Source organism: Stutzerimonas stutzeri (genome assembly GCF_024448985.1).
Classification (GTDB): domain Bacteria; phylum Pseudomonadota; class Gammaproteobacteria; order Pseudomonadales; family Pseudomonadaceae; genus Stutzerimonas; species Stutzerimonas stutzeri_AP.
This window is the reverse complement of record NZ_JAMOII010000003.1, coordinates 15824-34423: the sequence shown is the minus strand read 5'-3', so window position 1 is coordinate 34423 and position 18600 is coordinate 15824. Positions and strand designations below refer to the sequence as shown.

Genomic DNA, 18600 nt, shown 5'->3' with positions numbered 1-18600 from the left:
GCTCGCCCACAAAAGCATCACGCCGATTCCGACCTGTAGGAGCGAGCTTGCTCGCGAAGAGTGGCATCACGCTAAAGCTTCGCGAGCAAGCTCGCTCCCACAGAAGACAAGCAACCGGGTTTACACAGCCAGGCCTCGCAATCAGACAAGGCTGCTTTCGGAAAGCAGCCTTGTTTGACGGGTTACCGTCGGTAGTACGCCTCGCGCCAAGTCTGATATTGCTCGTCCTGCCAGACGCGATCATGCAGGCGCGCCATGCCTTCGGGGTCGTTGAGCAATCGCCAACGCGCCGCTTCGGCGGGGCCATCGGGCCCGGCAGCGAGAATTTCACGCATACGCTGTTCACGTAGCACTTCGGCCGCTGGTACCACCTTGGCGTGCCGCGCGCGCGCCATGGCGCAGACCAGCGCGTTGTACGACGGATCCACCGTCGCGGCGATGAACCCCTGCTGCAGCGCATTGGCCTGGTTCTGCTGGTTGTAGCGGTCCGTGGCGGCCAATTCGGTGGGCGGGTCGAATTCCTCCGGAATCAGGAACAGCTTGCGCCGGAACGCCGCCAGCCCAGGGCCCGTGCGACTGGTCAGCACCGAGACCGGCGCCGAGAGGATCAGCGACACCACGATGGGCGCCAGCCACCAAAGGAACGCCGGATCGAGCCAGGCCACCAGAGCCGTCCAGAGCACGCCCAGCAGCATCTGCGAACCGTGCCGGCGCAGCGCTTCGCCCCAGGGCGTGGCGTTGTCGGCGCGTTGCGGCGACTTCCACTGCACCGACCAGCCAAGGAACGCCGCGGTGACGAAGACGGTATGGAACAGCATGCGTACCGGCGCCAGCAACATCGAGAACAGGGTTTCCAGAATCATCGACAGCAGCAATCGGAGCCCACCGCCATATTCCTTCGAACCCTGAATCCAGATCAGCACCACGCTGAGCAGCTTGGGTAGGAACAGCAGTGTCAACGTCGCGGAGAACAGAGCAATCGCCTCCCGCGGATGCCACTGCGGCCACAGCGGATATAGCTGGTTGGGCTGCAGGAAATACTCCGGCACCATCAGCGTATGGATCGCCAGCAGCCCGGTGGACAGCGCCAGGAAGGTGAACCACAGCGGTGCTGACAGATAGGACATTACCCCGGTGAGGAACACGAAGCGATGCACCGTGTGCATGCCCTTGACCAGGAACAGGCGGAAGTTCATCAGATTGCCGTGACACCAGCGGCGGTCGCGCTTGAGTTCGTCGAGCAGATTCGGCGGTAGCTCTTCGTAACTGCCCGGCAGGTCGTAGGCGATCCACACGCCCCAGCCGGCTCGTCGCATCAGGGCCGCCTCGACGAAATCGTGGGAAAGAATATCGCCAGCGAAGGAGCCCTTGCCCGGCAGCGGCGCCAAGGCGCAGTGCTCGATAAAGGGTTTGACCCGGATGATCGCGTTATGGCCCCAGTAATGCGACTCGCCCAGCTGCCAGAAATTGAGCCCCGCAGTGAACAGCGGCCCATAGACCCGCGTGGCGAACTGCTGCATGCGCGCGTAGAGCGTATCCATGCCAGAGGCTTTCGGCCCGGTCTGGATGATGCCGGCGCCAGGGTTGGCTTCCATCAGCCGCACCAGCGACGTCAGGCAACCGCCGCTCATCACGCTGTCGGCGTCCAGCACCACCATGTAACGGTAACTGCTGCCCCAGCGCCGGCAGAAGTCGTCAATGTTGCCGCTCTTGCGCTTCACCCGGCGCCGACGGCGGCGATAGAAGATATGGCCGAAACCGTCGACCTCGCGGCACAGCTCCAGCCAGGCCTTTTGCTCTGCCACGCAGGTGTCGGGGTCGTTGCTGTCGCTGAGCACGAAGATATCGAAGTGCTCGATCTCACCCGTGGCCAGCAGCGATTCGTAGGTCGCCCGCAGTCCGGCGAACACCCGCGGCACGTCCTCGTTGGCGATGGGCATTACCAGCGCCGTGCGCGCCTCGGCCGGAATCGGTTCGTTGCCCGTGCTGGTGGCGGAGATGTTGTAGCGGTCGCGCCCCTTGAGCAATTGGAAGAAGCCCATCAGCGCCGTCCAGAATCCCACCGACACCCAGCAGAACAGCAGCGCGAACAGCAGCAGGATGCTGGTCTGCACTACGTACGGCAGGATTTGCCGCGCCGACTCCTGCCAGGGCTGCAGAAAAACCTCCTGCAGACTGACCAGTGCCCAACCCTGATAAGGCAACACAGCCTTCATGTGCCAGGTAGCGATAGCCGTCTGCGCCAGCATCAGGATCAGCAGCGCGGCGCGCCGGTAAGCGGCAACCCGGCGCCAGCCCGACCTGTCGAGGGGCGCCGCCACGTTGGGCTGCTCCACCGTACGATTCTTCTTGAACAGCAGTCGCCACCAGCTCAGGCGCAGCACGCTGGTATGCCATGGCTCGGGCACCATCCGCGTGCGCACGATCGGCGGCGTCGACTGAATGCAGGTGCGGCCCTGATGATCCTTGGTCAGCACCCCACCACGCTCGAAGAGATCGCCCCAGGCAAGCCGCAGGCGCGTCGCGACCGAGCCGAGCGGATCGCCCCTATGCAAGCCATGCTTGTCGGATGGGCCCTGCGCCAGAGCCCGATGGACGCCGGCCAGCTCGCCCCCTTGCTGGTCCACTTGCTCACCCAGCGCCTGAGATTGATCGACGTCGAGGGGAAGCTCGGCAAGATAACGCCGGGCGAGCGATTGTTGCGCGTGTTCAGTCATGGACAGGTATCTGATAGCTCCAGGTTTCGGACAGCGTGGTCTCGCCGTCCACCAACGCAGCGCGCAACTCCACCGGACGCGCCGGGTCCTTGACCCGCAGCCGCAGCGTCAGCCGCCAGCCTTTGCTGACCGGGTTATGGCGCAGGTTGTTTTCCACCAGCTCGACGTTGTCATCGACACTGACCTGAGTACTGACCAGCGCATCCGCCGGCAGCTTGGCCAGGTTCGGCCCGACGAAATCGACTATCAGCGCTGTGCTGCCATCGGGCTGGCGAATCAGGTTGGACTGCTTCACATCACCGGCCGACAGGCGCGTCTGCTTGACCCAGGCGAGCTTGGGATCGTGCAGCGCCGGCTCGTCCATGGTGAAGTGCAGGCGATATTCGAAATTCAGCGACTCGCCGGGTTCAGGTCGCCGCTCGGGCACCCAGAAGGCGACGATGTTGTCGTTGGTTTCGTCCGGGGTGGGAATCTCGATCAGCTCTACGTGGCCTTTGCCCCAATCGCCAACCGGTTCGATCCAGCCGCTCGGGCGCAGCTCGTAGCGATCGTCCAGATCCTCGTAACGACCGAAGTCGCGGGTACGCTGGAGCAGTCCGAAGCCACGCGGGTTTTCGACGCTGTAACTGCTGATCGAAAGCCGTTTGGGATTGTTCAGCGGCCGCCAGATCCACTCGTCATTGCCGGTATGAATCGCCAGGCCTTCCGAGTCGTGCAGCTGCGGGCGGTAGTTGAGCAGATTACTCGGCTGGTTAGCGCCGAACAGGTACATGCTGGTGAGCGCGCCGATGCCCAGCTTTTCCACGGGTTCGCGCAGGTAGACACGCGCCTGCACGTCAACGGTGCTGTCCTTGCCGGGCGTCACCACCATCCGATAGGCGCCGGTGGCGCGGGGCGAATCCAGCAGCGCGTAGATCACCAGATTGCGCCGATCAGCTTGCGGGCGCTCGACCCAGAATTCGCGGAAACGGGGAAATTCCTCCCCGCTCGGCAGCGCGGTGTCGATGGCCAGCCCGCGTGCCGACAGACCATAAACCTGATCCTTACCGACCACACGGAAGTAGCTGGCGCCCAGCAGTGTGATGAGCTCGTCCTGCTTGTCCGCCTTGTTCAGCGGATAGAGGACCTTGAAACCAGCGAAGCCGAGATTTTCCAGCGCCGCGGGCTCGATCTGCACCTTGCCAAAATCGAACATCTCCGGCTTGTAGCGGACCTCATTTACACCCGTTGCGGTGACCTCGTTGATCCTCACCGGCACGTCGAAGTGCATGCCCTGATGGTAGAACTGCAACTCGAACGGCGTCTCTGCATCATGCCAGAGCGCCTTGTCGCCGCGAAAACGCAGTTGTTGATAATCGCCGAATGCCATGTTGCGGAACACGGGAGGCAGGTTGCTTTGCGGCGCGGCATAACCCTCCGCCGCCAGCTTTTCAGCCTTCTGCGCTACGTCGTCGAGGCTGAATGCCCAGCCGTGCCCGACAAACAGACTCATGCACAGGCCTAAAGCCATTCCCAGCGCCCGACCTTTACGAGCACCCGCTTCAACATGAACGGTACGTGACACATCGCCTCCTGAGTATTACTGCTGACCGCTTTTCCGGCCCAGTTTGCCCACGTTGGTCTACCGCAGCGGCAAATGATTCCCTGCGGAACAAGCGAAGCGGCGCATCTTCACATGCCGCACAGGCGCTGGATAGCCGGCCTGAGAGGACTTTTTTCAGACCCGCCAAGCGCCCCGCGCACCCAATCGAAAGAGTGGTAATACAGGGGTCATCCGAGCCGCGTTCACGGGCCGCACCGGCTATCAGAGCCGGAGGCCAAAATTGAAGAAAGCTCGGCGATCAGGGCTGGCATGAGGCAGGCGAAACGGCAGGGCTTACCGGGTTGCCGCGAAGCGCTTTACGGATTCGAGCCAGTCGGCTTCCAACCGCGTCTGATCGACGTCCATTCCTTGCTCCAGCAACTTTTCGCGGTGCAGGTCGATCTCGCGCACCGCGTCGCTCAGAGCCGCGCTGTTACCGTCCAACTGATGCATCTGGGTCAATCCCAGGTGGTAAAAGCGCAGCAGCTTCATCGCCTCCGCATCGCCGACCGCCACGCCAGCGGTGACGTGATGCATGACGTTGGTGACGCTCATCAGGCTGCGCTTCAGACGCCAACCATAGACAGCACAGGCCATCCAGGGCTGCTTCCAATACACCGAACGCACCAGCGCGATGGTCAGCAGCAGCCCGACGACGACTCCCGTGGCATTCAGGTAAAGGTTATCCCCGCCCGCCTCGCCAAATAACGCAACTGCCGCCGCAGCCAGTCCTAACGCCAGCATCGCGAAGGTCGCAACGACGATCAGCGTGCTGCGCCGTGTTTGTTGACGATAGGTCTGCGGGTCAAGCGGCTTGATTTCGAATGTCACCATGGGTGGGTCCTTGAGCGGCAATGAGCAGGAAGTCGTTCGCTGCATTATCACCGCAATCGCGCCGCCGACAGCTGATCCGCAGCATACGACTCAAGTGACATTTTTTATCGGAGGGAGGTAGCGGCGCCGGGCGGCGCCGCTTGTCAGGCTCAGCTATTGAGCTTGACCGTGGTCTTCGCCACGAGCTCGCCCTGGTAGCGGGCGATGGTCAGTTCCTTGGTGGACGGCTGACGCGAGCCATCACCGCCGGCGATGGTCGAGGCGCCATAAGGCGTGCCACCGTTGGTCTCGGAAATGTCGAAGAACTCGCCGATGCCGTAGCCGGTCGGCACGATGATCATTCCGTGGTGGGCCAGGGTGGTCCAGGTGGAGGTGATGGTCATCTCCTGACCGCCGCCGGTACCGGTGGAAGTGAATACGCTGGCGACCTTGCCATGCAGCGCGCCCTTGGCCCACAGGCCGCCGGTCTGGTCGAGAAAGTTGCGCATCTGCCCGGACATGTTGCCGAAGCGGGTCGGCGTGCCAAAGATGATCGCATCGTAATCGGGCAGCTCGGCCGGAGTGGCGATGTCTGCAGCCTGATCGGTCTTGCCGCCTGCATTCTTGAAGACCTCCTGCGGCATGGTTTCCGGCACACGTTTGATGGTCACTTCGGCACCTTGCACACGGCGCGCACCTTCAGCGACCGCGTTGGCCATGGTTTCGATGTGGCCATACATCGAGTGATACAGCACGAGAATCTTCGCCATTTTCATTTCCTCTTTCTGGGTTATGTTTCGACTCTGTTTCTATCTACGCTGTCGCCGACTCGCTCAGCGAACGTCCACCAGCACCACTTCGCTATGTTCCAGCGCCTTGACGGTGAGCAGCGTCTCATCACGCACCGCCACGCCGTCCCCCGTCGCTGCAACGAGCCCAGCAACCTCGATACGTCCACTGGCGGGCACCAGATAGACCTTGCGACCATCACCAATTCGGTATTGGGCAACCTGACCTGGTGAAAGTGCAGCTGCGGCCAGACGCGCATCGGCCCGGATCGGCAGCGCATCGCTGTCATCGCTCATGCCGCTGGCTAGCGTGACAAATGCACCCGCACGCTCAGCTGTAGGGAACGGGCGCGTCCCCCAGCTTGGAGGCAGCCCGGTTTGGTCCGGGTAGATCCAAATCTGGAAAATCTCAGTGGACTCGCTTTCGAGGTTGTATTCGCTATGGGCGATGCCGGTGCCGGCACTCATGACCTGTACATCACCGGCAGCCGTACGGCCGCTATTACCCAGGCTGTCTTCGTGGGTGATGGCGCCCTTGCGAACGTAGGTGATGATTTCCATGTCGCGGTGCGTATGGGTCGGGAAGCCTGAGTCCGGCGCGATAGTGTCGTCATTCCAGACCCGCAAGCGGCCCCAGTGCATGCGCAGCGGGTCGTGATAATCGGCAAAAGAAAAGTGATGGCGGGCATGCAACCAGCCGTGGTGTGCGGCGCCAAGCTCGGCGCGCGGGCGGATTTCGATCATCGATGGCAGCCTCTGGGTCAATCAGCTCGACACCATGCCGAGCGCTATGGCCGTCATTTTCCATTCAATCCATCGCACGAATAGCGGATATTCTCGGTAGAACCTATCTATCCATTCGATATCTCAGGCGCCTAACGTTTACGACAGAAAGCCGAGAACCTCCTCCAACAGCAGTTGCGGAACCTCCTCGGCGATGTAATGCCCAGCCGGCAGCGCCCTGCCTGGCACGCTCGTTGCCACGGCACGCCACTCCTTCAGCGGATCGAAGCAACGCTCGACGACGCCTTTGGCACCCCAGAGCACCAGCAGGGGCGCCTCGATACGCCGATCAACAGCACGATCTTCCTGGTCATGCTGCAGATCGATGCCGGCACTGGCCCGATAATCTTCACAGAACGCGTGAATAGTGCCGGGCAGCCTCATGCAGCGCAGGTATTCAGCGTAGGCGGCAGCGGTGAACGGGTGATGATGGTCGGCGCGGGTCGCCACGGCGGTCTTCAATACCAGCTCGGTTGCGGCGTCCATGAGCGTTTCCGGCAACGGCGCCGGGCGGATCAGAAAGAACCAGTGCCAGTAAGCGCGCGCGAAGGTTTCATCGGTCTGGCTGTACATCGCCAGGGTCGGTGCGATGTCCAGCAGAATCAGCCGGCGAACCGCCTGTGGATGATCCATCGCTAGACGATGGCTGACCCGGGCGCCGCGGTCGTGGGCAAGAATATCGAAACGCTCAAAGCCCAAGGTGCGCATCAATTCGACCTGGTCGAGCGCCATCTCGCGCTTGCTGTAGGCCACATGATCCTCGCCACCCTCGGGCTTGCTGCTATCGCCGTAGCCACGCAAATCCGCCGCTACGACAGTGAACCGTTCCGCCAGCTGATCGGCCACTTCGTGCCACATGACATGCGTTTGCGGGTAGCCGTGAAGCAGCAGCAAGGGCGGCCCGGAGCCGCCTTTGCGATAGGCGATCCGTACGCCATTGACCTCGCACTCGTCACGCTGGAACTGCTCGAACATGGGGCCACTCCGGAAGGTTAGGACCTTAAGGTTAGGCTCAGATCGCCCAAGCGCAACAGCAACATCAACCCAACAGCACCGGCAGAAACAGCGCGATGAGAATGCCCAGCAGGCTCATGCCCAGCGCGGCGAAGGCGCCGCATTCATCGCTTTCCTCCAACGCGCGAGCTGTGCCGATGGCGTGGGCGTTGATGCCGTAGCTCAGGCCCCGGGCAGCGGGATGATCGACACCTGCCCAACCCAACAGCCACGGCCCCAGCGCCGTGCCGATGACACCGGTGAGCATCACGAATACCGCCGCCAGCGAAGCGAGGCCACCAATCTGCTCAGCCACCAGCATGGCGATCGGCATGGTTGCGGCCTTGGGCGACAGGCTCATCAGTACCGACAGATCCGCGCCCATCGCACTGGAAATCAGCAACGTCAGGACGACGCCCAGCACGCCGCCGCTCACCAGGGTAATGAGGATCGGCCAGAACAGTTGCTGGATACGCTTGATATGACGATACAGTGGCACCGCCAAGGCCACCGTTGCCGGGCCGACCAGCACGGCAATCATCGAGGCGCCCTCGCGGTAGCTCGCATAATCGATGCCGCACAGGTATAGCGTTCCGACCACCAGCAGCATGCCGATCATCACCGGCTGCAGCACCAGCCAGCCGCTGCGTCGGTAGAGTGCCAGTGCAAGCTGGAACGCGATCAGCGTTAGCGCCACGGAAAACAGCGGGTGGTCGAATGTCTTCGCCCAGACATCGCGCCATTCAAGACCATTCATAGCTGATTCTCTCTGCGGCGTTCCGTCCGCCGAATGAGGTACTGCATCAGCCAGCCGCAAAACGGAACGGTCACCATCAACGAAAGCACCAGACCGGCCGCGATGGCAGGCAGATCGGCTAGCAAGGCATCGCTGCTGGTCATGATCCCGGCCGCCGGCACAATCAGCAGCAGCGGCAGGTATTGCAGCAGCAGGGCCGCGGTTTTCTCGAGTGGTTCAGGAATACCGCGGCGCAGCAACAGCAGGCCGAACAGCAGCACCATGCCGATGATCGGCCCAGGGAGTGCAGGGAGCAGCAGAAGATTGATGACGCTGCCAAGCAATTGCAGCACTACTAGCCAAGTCAGGCCTTTGAGGATCATTGGTACTCCTTGGGTCGACAGCAGAACGGTACGCAGAAAGGCTAAACCAGGGATCGATAGCAGCATGCGCTCGCAACCGATGCAAGCTCGGGACTATCGCCCGCTGTGGCAGAGGCGAAACAGGTGCAGATAGAGGCAAAAAAACCGGATCAGTTATTCACGGGTTTCATCCTAATTCTCCTGTGGCGCGACGTCGCAGGGCCTGAGAGCAGTTTGTCGTATTTTTCCGATGATGCCGATCACGAGCCCGGGCATAGCCAGCCTTCCAGGCTAATGCGCTCATAATGCGAGCTCCTCCGCCCGCCATCTGATCTGTATTTACACTCAAGGACTGAGACTGTTCTACATCTCTGCTCCGCTCGATCATTCGTCCCGCCTGAATGCCTATGGGGCGCACAAAATGACCGAACGAATTCCCGCCACGATCATCGCTACTGTTGATCCGAGCAAACCGATACGCCTGACGCCCGCCCAGACGGGCGGACCGATCCATACCCGCAGCTTCTCCGGCCTGTTTCGCAATCTGCGCCTGCTGAGCGGAGGTCTGTTGCTGCTGCTCTACTTCGGCACCCAGTGGCTGAACTGGGACGGCCGTCAGGCTGTGCTCTGGGATCTCGGTAAACAGCAATTCCACATCTTCGGTGCCACCTTCTGGCCGCAGGACTTCATCCTGCTGTCGGCATTGCTGATCATCGCGGCCTTTGGCCTGTTCTTCATCACCGTGCTGGCCGGCCGAGTATGGTGCGGCTCCGCCTGCCCGCAGAGCACCTGGACGTGGATTTTCATGTGGGCGGAAAAGATCACCGAGGGCGACCGCGGCCAGCGGATCAAGCTCGACGCCGCGCCCTGGTCCGCTGCGAAGCTGCTGCGCCGCTCCGCCAAACACGCGATCTGGCTGGCGGTCAGTCTCGCGACGGCGCTCGCCTTCGTCGGCTACTTCGTTCCGGTACGTGAATTGGTGGGTGACCTGTTCACCCTGGAGCTCGGATTGTCCGCCGGTTTCTGGCTGTTCTTTTTCACCGCTGCGACCTACCTCAATGCGGGGTGGCTGCGGGAAAAGGTCTGCCTGCACATGTGCCCTTATTCGCGCTTCCAGGCGGTGATGTTCGATGCCGATACCCTGCTGGTTTCCTACGATGCGGCCCGTGGCGAAAGCCGCGGCGCGCGGCGCAAGGACAGCGACCCGCGCGCGCAGGGCCTCGGTGACTGCATCGACTGCACCCTGTGCGTGCAGGTCTGCCCCACCGGCATCGACATCCGCGACGGCCTGCAATTGGACTGCATCAGTTGCGGCGCCTGCGTCGATGCTTGCGACAGCGTGATGGACAAGATGGGCTATGCGCGCGGACTGGTCCGCTTCACGTCCGAGCGCGCATTGCAGGGCGGCAAGACGCGTCTGTTTCGCCCTCGTCTGGTCGGCTATGCCGCGGCACTGCTGGTGATGATCGGGGCCTTCGTCTGGGCATTGGATGCCCGACCGATGCTTTCGCTGGACGTCACCAAGGACCGCACCCTGTATCGCGAAAATACGCAGGGCCAGATCGAAAACATGTACCGCCTCAAGGTCATCAACAAGACCCAGCAGCACCGGCAGTACGCGATATCGCTCGGCAAGGGGCCGTTCGAGCTGCACGCTCGACGCGAAATCAGCCTGGCGCCCGGCGAGATCGCCGATCTGCCAGTCAGCGTGGCGCTCACCGACCCCAGCCACAGCCGTGCACTGAGCCACAGGCTGCAGTTCAAGGTTCGTGACTTGGACGATCCACACAGTGCCGTCAGTATCAACAGCACCTTCGTCGCGCCGGCCAATCCGTGAGCGCGTGGTGATCCGCGCGGCAACACGAGGTGCACCGTTCACGCTTCGTGCAGTATCGTCACCCATTGCCGCAGCTGAGCCAGACGCATGAAGCGTTACGAAAAATTTGCTGACGAAATAGCCGAACTGATCCGCACCGGCGTACTGGGGCCGGGCGAAAGAGTGCCGTCGGTGCGCCACGCCAGCCGCACCTACGGGGTCAGCCCGTCGACAATATTCCAGGCCTACTACCTGCTCGAGGATCGCGGCCTGATTCAAGCGCGGGCGCGTTCGGGCTACTTCGTTCGCGAACATGCCAAGCGTCCGCTGCACGAACCCGAGATCGGGCCGCGGCTGGCCGAAACCACCGACGTTGGCGTCAGCGAGCTGGTGTTCTCGGTGCTCGCCTCGCTACGCGATCCAAACACCGTGCCCTTCGGCTCGGCCTTTCCCAGCCCGGAACTCTTTCCGCTGCAACGCCTGGCGCGCTCCATGGCTCAGTGCATACGCGACATGCCGGCCAGCGCGGTGATCGCCGAGATGACGGCCGGCAATCCGGACCTGCGCCGGCAACTCGCCCTGCGCTACATGGTCAGCGGCGTGATGCTGCCGATGGACGAGCTGGTGATCACCACCGGCGCCATGGAGGCGCTGAATCTGTGCCTGCAGGTCGTAACCGAGCCAGGTGACCTGGTCGCCATCGAAGCACCCGCCTTCTACGCCACGCTCCAGGTGCTGGAACGGCTCAAGCTCAAGGCGGTGGAAATCCCGGTGCATCCGCGCGAGGGCATCGATCTGGAAACCCTCGCGGACAGCCTCGCCAAGCTTCCGATCAAGGCGTGCTGGTTCATGAGCAGCCTGCAAAATCCGCTGGGCGCGAGCATGGGTGAACCGAAGAAACTGCAGCTTTACGAGCTGCTGCGGCAGCATCAGGTGCCACTGATCGAAGACGACGTCTACGCCGAGCTCTATTTCTCCCAGGAACCGCCCAAGCCCGTCAAAAGCCATGACCGCGACGGCTTGGTCATGCACTGCGGCTCATTCTCCAAAAGCCTCGCGCCGGGTTATCGAGTCGGCTGGGTCGCTGGCGGGCGGTACGCCGAGCAGATCAGCCGGCTCAAGCTGATGACCACTATTTCGCCTTCCGTCCCGGCCCAGGCAGCCATCGCCGATTACCTGCAACACGGCGGCTACGACCGCCATTTACGCAAGCTGCGCCACGCGCTGGAAATGCAACAAGGCGCCATGCTCGCCTCTGCCGCCCGACATTTCCCGGCGACCACCCGGGTCACACGCCCCGCTGGCGGTTACTTCCTGTGGTTCGAGTTTCCGGAGCAGGTCGATTCCCTGCAGCTGCTGCAGCTCGCGCTCGCTCAAGGCATCAGCCTCGCCCCCGGCCCGATCTTTTCGGCCACTCAACGATTCCGAAACTGCGCGCGGTTGAACCATGGCCACCCCTGGGATGAGCGCAGTGAGAAGGCCATGGAATTACTCGGACGTATGATTAAATCGTTCTAAAAACGAAGCCTCGGCGGCAAGCCACACACGACGCTAAACCTCGATCGTTCCTTGCAGGTACTGCACTGCTCGCCCGGCGACGAACACGCGCTCCCCTTCCACCCGGCAATACAGTAGTCCGCTACGACGCGAGGCCTGCAACGCAACCAGCGAGGATTTACCCAGGCGCCCGCTCCAGTAAGGCGCGAGGCCGGCATAGATCGAGCCAGTTACCGGATCTTCATCGCCACCATTGGCCGGCCAGAAGTAACGCGAGACGAAGTCCTGCTCACGCCCCGGCGCGGTGATCACCACATCCAGCGGGGCGAGTGTTTTGAGGGCGGCGAGGTCCGGCGTCAGAGCGCGTACCTGCTCCTCGTCCTCGTATACGGCGAACCAGGCCTGACTGCTTTTCAGGACGGCTTGCGGAACGATGCCTAGGCCGTTGAATAGCTCCGCCGGAGGGTTATCCACGCGCTCGGGTTCGCGGTTGGGGAAGTTCATTTCCAGCAATCCGTCGTCCAGCTGCGCGACGCTGATGTCGCCCACCGCCGCCGCACGGAAGGTCAGCGGCGCCGTCGCCATTCCCTGACTGAGCAACACGAACGCGCTGGCCAACGTTGCGTGACCGCAAAAGTCGATCTCGGTAATGCGCGAGAACCAGCGAATGTGAAAGGCACCGTCCGGCTCGCGTACCAGAAAGGCCGTTTCCGACAGGTTGTTCTCGATGGCGATCGACTGCATCTGCGCATCGCTCAGCCATTGTTCCAGCGGCACCACCGCGGCGGGGTTGCCCTTGAACAGCTCACCAGTGAATGCATCGACCTGATAGATCGGCAGTTTCATGCTCGGCCCTCACCCCTGCTCGGCGCCCGCCGTCGGGCGCGCTAATCGAACGAGTCTCGCCGAGCGGGAAGCGCTCTGCAATTCTTCCTGAGCCGACCTGGCTGCGGCCGGTCAGGAGCTCGACACCATGCTGGCAGTCAGCGTGGGCTTGATCGGCTCTGCCGGCGGCTGACATTGCGTCTGCGCGCCGATCTGCAGATAGGGCTGGAGAATCGGCGCCATGCCTTTGAGCACCTGCACCGGCAGCGCCGAAGTGAAGCGGAAACTGTCTGCGCCGCGCCCTGGAACGTAGGCAGTCAAGGTGCCGAAATGATTCGGGCCGAGAAAGAAAACGAAAGTGGCAGTCCGGTTCAATGCCAGCGAACTGATCAACCGCCCGCCTGCACCGATGGTCTGGATGCGGTTGTCGCCCGTTCCGGTCTTGCCGCCAACACGCAGCGGTTCGCCGTCGCTTTGCAGGAAGCTGCCGCGCAGCCTGCGCGCCGTACCCCCCTCGACCACGTTGGCGAGCGCTTCGCGTAACGCCGCGGCCACTTCGCTGTGCAGCACCCTGACACCCGTATTCGGCCTGACGCCCACGCGCGTTTCATACGGCGTGTCGCTGGCAAAATGCAGGCTGTCGATACGCACACTGGGCAGCCTTACACCATCGTTGACGATGATGCCCATCAGCTCCGCCAACGCGGCCGGGCGGTCGCCGGAGCTGCCCAGCGCGGTGGCGAGCGACGGCACCAAATGATCGAAGGGATAACCCAGGCGCTGCCAGCGGCGATGAATATCGGTGAAGGCTTCCACTTCCAACATGATGCGGATACGACTGTCGCGCGCGCTCTTGTGCCGACTGCGGAACAGCCAGCCGTAGACCTCCTGCCGCTCGGCGGTGCTGGCAGCGATCACCTCGGAGATACCCGCGTCGGGGTGCTTGATCAAATAGCCCAGCAACCAAAGGTCCAGCGGATGCACCCGGGCGATGTAACCCTGATCTGGCAGGCTATAGGCACCGGGGCCATAACGGGTGTACAGCGAATCAAGCTTTTCGTCGTTAAGCTCGACACCCGGCAGGGCCTGCTTGAGGAAACGATCAAAGGCGGCGCGATCGGCTTCTGGCATTAGGTAGCGGTGCACCGCGGCGAGCCGGGGCGGCGTCGGACGCATGCCGTCGAGCAGCACTTCGATGCGTTCGTCTGCAGTCTTGCCACGGTATTTTTTCCAGAAGCGCTGAAGGAACACCGAGCCCTCGCGGTCGGCGAAGCGACGCAGATATTCACGCCGCTCAGGGTTGTCGTCACTTTTCAACAGTTCGGCGCCGTTGGAAGTCTGATAGGTGCTGTATCTCACCAGATCACGCATCAGGCGTACAAACGGCAGGTTGATCGACTCTCGCAGCGCCTCGCGCATGGTAGGCAAACGTCCGTCATCCTCACGACGAAAATTGCCGAACCGGTGCATGCCCGCACCGGTAAAGAAGCGCTCGGCGGGGCTGGCCGAGTAACGTCGTTCCAGCGCCGCATCGAGCATCGCCGGCAGGTTGCGATCCTTATTCTCGATCAGATAACCCACGGCCCAGCGTGTCAGCGGATCGACCGCCTCGGCTTTGCGCAATTCGCTGATCTCGCTTTGCGCGTAGCGATCGTGCAATTCGGCAATCACTTCGAGATAGGTGGTCAACACGCGCAGCTTGGCCGTGGAGCCCAGCTCCAGCTTGCTGCCTTCATTGATGTCGAACGGCTGGTTGGTGTTGTCGGTCTGTACACGCACGCGAAAGCCCTGCTCACCGCGCTCGAACAGCGTGAAGCTGTAGCGGACGTCCGCCGTGCGCTCCGGCGACAGCATTCGCTCGCCGAACAGCCCGACCTCGCCCGCGAAGTCCGGCTCCGCCAGACGCAGCAAATAATCGCTGACCTGCTTCTGCAATTCCCCGTGCAGCGGCGTGGTGGCGGCCAGATCGAGACGATCCAGTTCATACAGCGACACGCCGAGCAGGCTGCTCAGACGCATGCGCGCGGCGGTGATGCCTTTGCTGGTCGGAACTTCACGAATACCCGGTTCACGGCGCAGGTCGCGAAAGCTGACCTTCTGCTGCAGCGCCGCGTTGCGCAGCCGGGTGTCGATCACGCCGCCGTTGGCCAGCAGACGGATGTGGCTGTCGGTGAGCGTCGCCATATCGTCGCGCCCGGTGAACAGGTAATACGATGGACGCCGCTGCGCGATCAGCAGCGACAACACCTGGCGCAGCGCCAGACCCTGCGCCTCATAACTGACATCGGCGTTGCGGCGTGAGTCCAGCGCACGGTTAACCTCGGCGAAATCCGCGCCGAACCAGAGCCGCAGCCCATCGGCGATGCCATGCACTTCGCCGTGGCCGTACGCCGCCGACAGCGGCACGCTGTTGAGGTAGTCGCGCACGATACGCTTGCGTGTGGCGAAGGTCAGCTGACCTTCGCGGTAGGTGCGCACGCTCGCCGATATCATCTGCCGAATCTTTTCTTCGGCGCTTCCGGTTCGACCTTCTGGTGAGTGGCGGTATTTCTCCACCTGGGTCGCGAGCGTACTGCCGCCCGCCGCCTGCACCGGCAGGCCGAGCTTCTTCTCGACCTGACTCACAGCCGCCATGGTGAAACGCGGCCAGTCCACAGCCGGATTCGCGAGCGGTCGCTCGGCGTTGAGCAGCCCGCGATCCTCGATGAACAGCAGGCTCATCGCGATGATCGGCGGCACGTCTTCGAAGGTTTCGTAGTACTGATGCGGGTAGCTGTTGGCGTACAGGGGTTCACCCCGGCAATCGTCTATCGTCAGCCCCGCCTGCGACTTTTCCGGATAGGGCACGAAGAAGCCGTGGCTGGCGTAGCGTTGCAAGGCCGGTGAAAAACGCACCTGTTGGCGGATATCGAAACCGCGCTCGGCCAGCCGTTCGAGAAAAGTCGGCAGCGCCGAGTAGCCCAGACGCCGGTCGAAAGGTCCGGCCTCGGGAAAATGGATACTGGTACTTGCGCCGGGCTCGACCCGATAGTCGAGGTTTTCCGCATAGCGGCTTAGCCAGAGTGCCTGCAGCTTTGAGGTATGCATCTCATGCCAGGCCGCATAGCCGCCGCCCGCCAGTAGCGAGATGCCCAGCAACAGGGTCATGCGGCGAGCCAGACGGCTGCCGTGCGTGGTTGGTCTACCGGTTTTGCTGGTCTTCGATGCGCGCTTGCCACCAGCCGCCCGGGAGGTATCGCTCCGCCATACTGCGCCCATATGTTCCGGCCTGGCTTCCTAGGAAAATCACAGGCTTAAGCTTAGCTGTTGGCGTTTCGTTCACGTGTTCAAGCAGACGAACGGAGCCGCTCAAGAACGGCCTTGGCAGAGCCCCTTATTCGATCCACGCTGGATAAAAACCGAGCCGCGCTTGCAGCTGAGCATCTCGCACCTGCAAGACATCGGCAGGTAGCAGCTTTTGAGCGCCTTCACTGCCGACGGCATCGCCATGATAGAAGTAGCGCTGCCCATCATCCAGTAGGAGAAACAGTCCTAGCGCGCCATGTCCGGGCAGTTTCACCACTATCAGCCGCCCGTCGCCAAATAGGTCGAGGCTATCCTCGAATCCATAAAAAGTACGCCGTTCGAAGCGCAGCGGCTGCCAATCGACCCCATGGGCGAACTGCGCTGGGATCACCGCTGGCGGCGTTGCGGTACTGGCGTAATGAATGCTTTCCGGATTTGCCAGCACCGGCAGATCGGCGAAGTCAGCCAACCCGGACGCGTACTCCCAACGGGCACAACCCAGCACAACCCGGTCGACTGTAATGCCGTCACGATCCAGCTGATCACGCGCAGGCTGCACGGCCCCGTAGCGCTTTTCACGCCAGGGAACCGCGCTGTTCAGCTGCGCATCGATCTGCCGGCCAAGGCCGGTGCCGAATAACAGCCGGCTGCCCTGATACTCGATTAGAACGGCTATGTGATTGACCACTGGCGGCGCTACCCAGCTACCGTCGCGCCAGGTGAATTCACCGCTGGACGTGGTCTGCGCTGTGCGAACCAAGCTGAAGCGCAGTTCCGCCGCGTTCACTGTCCCGGCCAACAGCATAAATGACAGGCCGATGATCCTCAGGCTGCGCATGGCTCACACTCCTGCCTTGGGAAGAAATGGCGAAAACTGGGGTGAAGCGAACGCCAACGGCAAACGCGAGCGGCGTAGCATCCAGCGTCCCGGAGTCAGTGCAAGCATTCGCTCGGCACCGGGCGGCGGTGTGACGCCCAGCGCCGCATATTGCTCAGGCCAGACCACCTCGGCACGCGCCTGCAGGTGCAGCAGATCGCCGCTGCTGAAATCGATCATCAGCAGTCCGCAACGCGGCTCGATAAGCAGATTGCCGAGCGTGTTGAACAGCCGATTGCCACTGTAATCCGGCATCCAGAGACGACCGTCCCGGCCGATTTCGATGAAGCCGGCCGGTCCGCCACGATGCGAGATATCCACCCCACCACCCTGCGGGTCCGAACTCTGACTGGCGATGAACAGCGTGTCGGCGTCCGTCACCAGCGCCAGCCACTGCTGGTCCAGGCCATCGCCTTCGAGCATTAAACCCGGCGGGCGCGGAATCACCTGCCAATCACGCGCCTGGATGTACTTCGGGCAATTGCCGAACGACTGCGCGACCGCAACGCTGAAGCCTCGCTCGTCGCTTTCAACGACTCGCCCATTCATCCGGTTGCGTCTGCGGGTCGGCCACTCGAGCCCGAGCAAACCGACCGCGGCGCGCGGCTGCAGCAATGACGTGATCGGATCGTCGATTTGAGGCTTGGCGCCGACACAAAGCAGGGCCGGATGCGGCGACCAGGCGAACCCGGCCTCACCGCAGAGTACCGATGCATGAGGCTGCCCTTCGCTGTCCACTGCCGCCACTAACAACGCCGGCAATTGCGCGAAGAATTCCCGATGCTGCTCCGGCATGAATGGGCGGATCATGCGACTGCCTATCTGCTCAGCTTTTTCGCGAACGCCGGCGCGGGCCTGAACGGATTGCTCGCCGATGTGGAAGGGGCTGCTCATGACGGTATCTCCAATTCCAAGCCGTCCTATTCCAATCCGGGCATGCCGATGTAGCCCGGTAGCTCGCGGATGCGCGAGCACCAGGCACGGATTGCCGGGTACGGACCGAGATCAATACCGCCCTCACCAGCCAGCGCCGCGTAGGGATATACCGCGAGATCGGCGATGGTTGGCGCAGCGGTTTCGGCCAGCCAGGCATGTTCGGTGAGCTGCTGCTCGACCAGCTGCAAAGCAGCGATAGCACGGCTGGCGGTCAAGGGTTCGTCGATCGGACGGCGGAACAAGCGCCCTACCCGAGCCGTGGCCGGGCCGTGATGCATCTCGTTGGCGGCGAAACTCAGCCAGCCAACGATGCGGGCCTGAGCCAGCGCATCCTGCGGATACCAGACTTCGCCGGCGTAGCGCCGTGCCAGATAAACGAGGATGGCCTGGGAGTCGATCACGCGGATATCGCCATCCTCCAGAACCGGTACCTGCCCGCGCGGGTTGATAGTGAGAAACGGCGGTTGCTTGTGCTCCCCTTGCAGCAGGTTCACCGGAACCAGCTCAACCGGCTGGCCGATCAGGCTGAGAAACAGGCGCGCCTTATAGCAATTACCGGACAGGGTCAGATCGTACAGTTTCATCGTGTC

15 protein-coding genes are annotated in these 18600 nt (G+C 62.4%); 2 read left to right on the top strand and 13 right to left on the bottom strand.

Annotated elements, in window-relative coordinates; all coding sequences use genetic code 11:
* Positions 1-182: 182 nt before the first annotated feature.
* The 8 genes from mdoH to NA647_RS05625 form a co-directional block, all read right to left on the bottom strand.
* A complete protein-coding gene (gene mdoH / locus NA647_RS05660) occupies positions 183-2717 on the bottom strand; it encodes a glucans biosynthesis glucosyltransferase MdoH (protein WP_256056814.1) in 2535 nt (844 codons plus the stop codon).
* Complete coding sequence (locus NA647_RS05655) at positions 2710-4227, bottom strand: glucan biosynthesis protein G (protein WP_256057069.1); 1518 nt, start codon at positions 4225-4227, stop codon at positions 2710-2712. Before NA647_RS05655 ends, mdoH begins: the two co-directional genes overlap by 8 nt.
* Positions 4228-4593: 366 nt before the next feature.
* Positions 4594-5133, bottom strand: coding sequence for a DUF3087 family protein (locus tag NA647_RS05650; RefSeq protein ID WP_256056813.1), 540 nt, complete (start codon positions 5131-5133; stop codon positions 4594-4596).
* 149 nt (positions 5134-5282) lie between these two features.
* Complete coding sequence (wrbA, locus tag NA647_RS05645) at positions 5283-5882, bottom strand: NAD(P)H:quinone oxidoreductase (protein WP_256056812.1); 600 nt, start codon at positions 5880-5882, stop codon at positions 5283-5285.
* Between the two features lie 63 nt (positions 5883-5945).
* Positions 5946-6644 carry a pirin family protein gene (locus NA647_RS05640; protein WP_256056811.1) on the bottom strand — a complete coding sequence of 233 codons (699 nt, stop codon included), beginning with the start codon at positions 6642-6644 and terminating at the stop codon, positions 5946-5948.
* Positions 6645-6782: 138 nt separating this feature from the next.
* A complete protein-coding gene (locus tag NA647_RS05635) occupies positions 6783-7658 on the bottom strand; it encodes an alpha/beta fold hydrolase (protein ID WP_256056810.1) in 876 nt (291 codons plus the stop codon).
* Positions 7659-7722: 64 nt separating this feature from the next.
* On the bottom strand, positions 7723-8433 hold the full coding sequence (locus tag NA647_RS05630) for an LrgB family protein (protein ID WP_256056809.1): 711 nt from the start codon (positions 8431-8433) through the stop codon (positions 7723-7725).
* The gene (locus NA647_RS05625; RefSeq protein WP_256056808.1) at positions 8430-8795 is read right to left on the bottom strand and encodes a CidA/LrgA family protein; all 366 of its coding nucleotides are present in this window, start codon (positions 8793-8795) and stop codon (positions 8430-8432) included. Before NA647_RS05625 ends, NA647_RS05630 begins: the two co-directional genes overlap by 4 nt.
* A gap of 400 nt (positions 8796-9195) precedes the next feature.
* Here NA647_RS05625 and ccoG point away from each other — a divergent pair, with 400 nt between their 5' ends.
* Both ccoG and mapR read left to right on the top strand, forming a co-directional pair.
* On the top strand, positions 9196-10611 hold the full coding sequence (gene ccoG / locus NA647_RS05620; protein WP_256056807.1) for a cytochrome c oxidase accessory protein CcoG: 1416 nt from the start codon (positions 9196-9198) through the stop codon (positions 10609-10611).
* 87 nt (positions 10612-10698) lie between these two features.
* A complete protein-coding gene (gene mapR / locus NA647_RS05615; protein ID WP_256056806.1) occupies positions 10699-12108 on the top strand; it encodes a GntR family transcriptional regulator MpaR in 1410 nt (469 codons plus the stop codon).
* A gap of 33 nt (positions 12109-12141) precedes the next feature.
* On the opposite strand, the gene NA647_RS05610 is transcribed toward mapR, so the two are convergent.
* From NA647_RS05610 to NA647_RS05590, 5 genes are all read right to left on the bottom strand, one after another.
* The gene (locus NA647_RS05610; protein WP_256057068.1) at positions 12142-12921 is read right to left on the bottom strand and encodes a PhzF family phenazine biosynthesis protein; all 780 of its coding nucleotides are present in this window, start codon (positions 12919-12921) and stop codon (positions 12142-12144) included.
* A 123-nt stretch (positions 12922-13044) separates the two neighbouring features.
* Positions 13045-16059: a transglycosylase domain-containing protein gene (locus NA647_RS05605; RefSeq protein ID WP_256056805.1), complete on the bottom strand. Its 3015-nt coding sequence runs from the start codon at positions 16057-16059 to the stop codon at positions 13045-13047.
* A gap of 226 nt (positions 16060-16285) precedes the next feature.
* Complete coding sequence (locus tag NA647_RS05600; RefSeq protein ID WP_256056804.1) at positions 16286-17035, bottom strand: Zn-dependent hydrolase; 750 nt, start codon at positions 17033-17035, stop codon at positions 16286-16288.
* 3 nt (positions 17036-17038) lie between these two features.
* The gene (locus tag NA647_RS05595) at positions 17039-17968 is read right to left on the bottom strand and encodes a pyridoxamine 5'-phosphate oxidase family protein (RefSeq protein ID WP_256056803.1); all 930 of its coding nucleotides are present in this window, start codon (positions 17966-17968) and stop codon (positions 17039-17041) included.
* A gap of 26 nt (positions 17969-17994) precedes the next feature.
* Positions 17995-18594, bottom strand: coding sequence for a glutathione S-transferase family protein (locus NA647_RS05590; RefSeq protein ID WP_256056802.1), 600 nt, complete (start codon positions 18592-18594; stop codon positions 17995-17997).
* Positions 18595-18600 lie beyond the last annotated feature (6 nt).

Coding starts and splice junctions, on each gene's coding strand:
- mapR (WP_256056806.1), top strand. CDS start 10,699: ATGAAGCGTTACGAAAAATTTGCTGACGAAATAGCCGAACTGATCCGC.
- NA647_RS05630 (WP_256056809.1), bottom strand. CDS start 8,433: ATGAATGGTCTTGAATGGCGCGATGTCTGGGCGAAGACATTCGACCAC.
- mdoH (WP_256056814.1), bottom strand. CDS start 2,717: ATGACTGAACACGCGCAACAATCGCTCGCCCGGCGTTATCTTGCCGAG.
- NA647_RS05655 (WP_256057069.1), bottom strand. CDS start 4,227: ATGGCTTTAGGCCTGTGCATGAGTCTGTTTGTCGGGCACGGCTGGGCA.
- NA647_RS05640 (WP_256056811.1), bottom strand. CDS start 6,644: ATGATCGAAATCCGCCCGCGCGCCGAGCTTGGCGCCGCACACCACGGC.
- NA647_RS05590 (WP_256056802.1), bottom strand. CDS start 18,594: ATGAAACTGTACGATCTGACCCTGTCCGGTAATTGCTATAAGGCGCGC.
- NA647_RS05595 (WP_256056803.1), bottom strand. CDS start 17,968: ATGAGCAGCCCCTTCCACATCGGCGAGCAATCCGTTCAGGCCCGCGCC.
- ccoG (WP_256056807.1), top strand. CDS start 9,196: ATGACCGAACGAATTCCCGCCACGATCATCGCTACTGTTGATCCGAGC.
- NA647_RS05650 (WP_256056813.1), bottom strand. CDS start 5,133: ATGGTGACATTCGAAATCAAGCCGCTTGACCCGCAGACCTATCGTCAA.
- NA647_RS05635 (WP_256056810.1), bottom strand. CDS start 7,658: ATGTTCGAGCAGTTCCAGCGTGACGAGTGCGAGGTCAATGGCGTACGG.
- NA647_RS05605 (WP_256056805.1), bottom strand. CDS start 16,059: ATGACCCTGTTGCTGGGCATCTCGCTACTGGCGGGCGGCGGCTATGCG.
- NA647_RS05600 (WP_256056804.1), bottom strand. CDS start 17,035: ATGCGCAGCCTGAGGATCATCGGCCTGTCATTTATGCTGTTGGCCGGG.
- NA647_RS05625 (WP_256056808.1), bottom strand. CDS start 8,795: ATGATCCTCAAAGGCCTGACTTGGCTAGTAGTGCTGCAATTGCTTGGC.
- wrbA (WP_256056812.1), bottom strand. CDS start 5,882: ATGGCGAAGATTCTCGTGCTGTATCACTCGATGTATGGCCACATCGAA.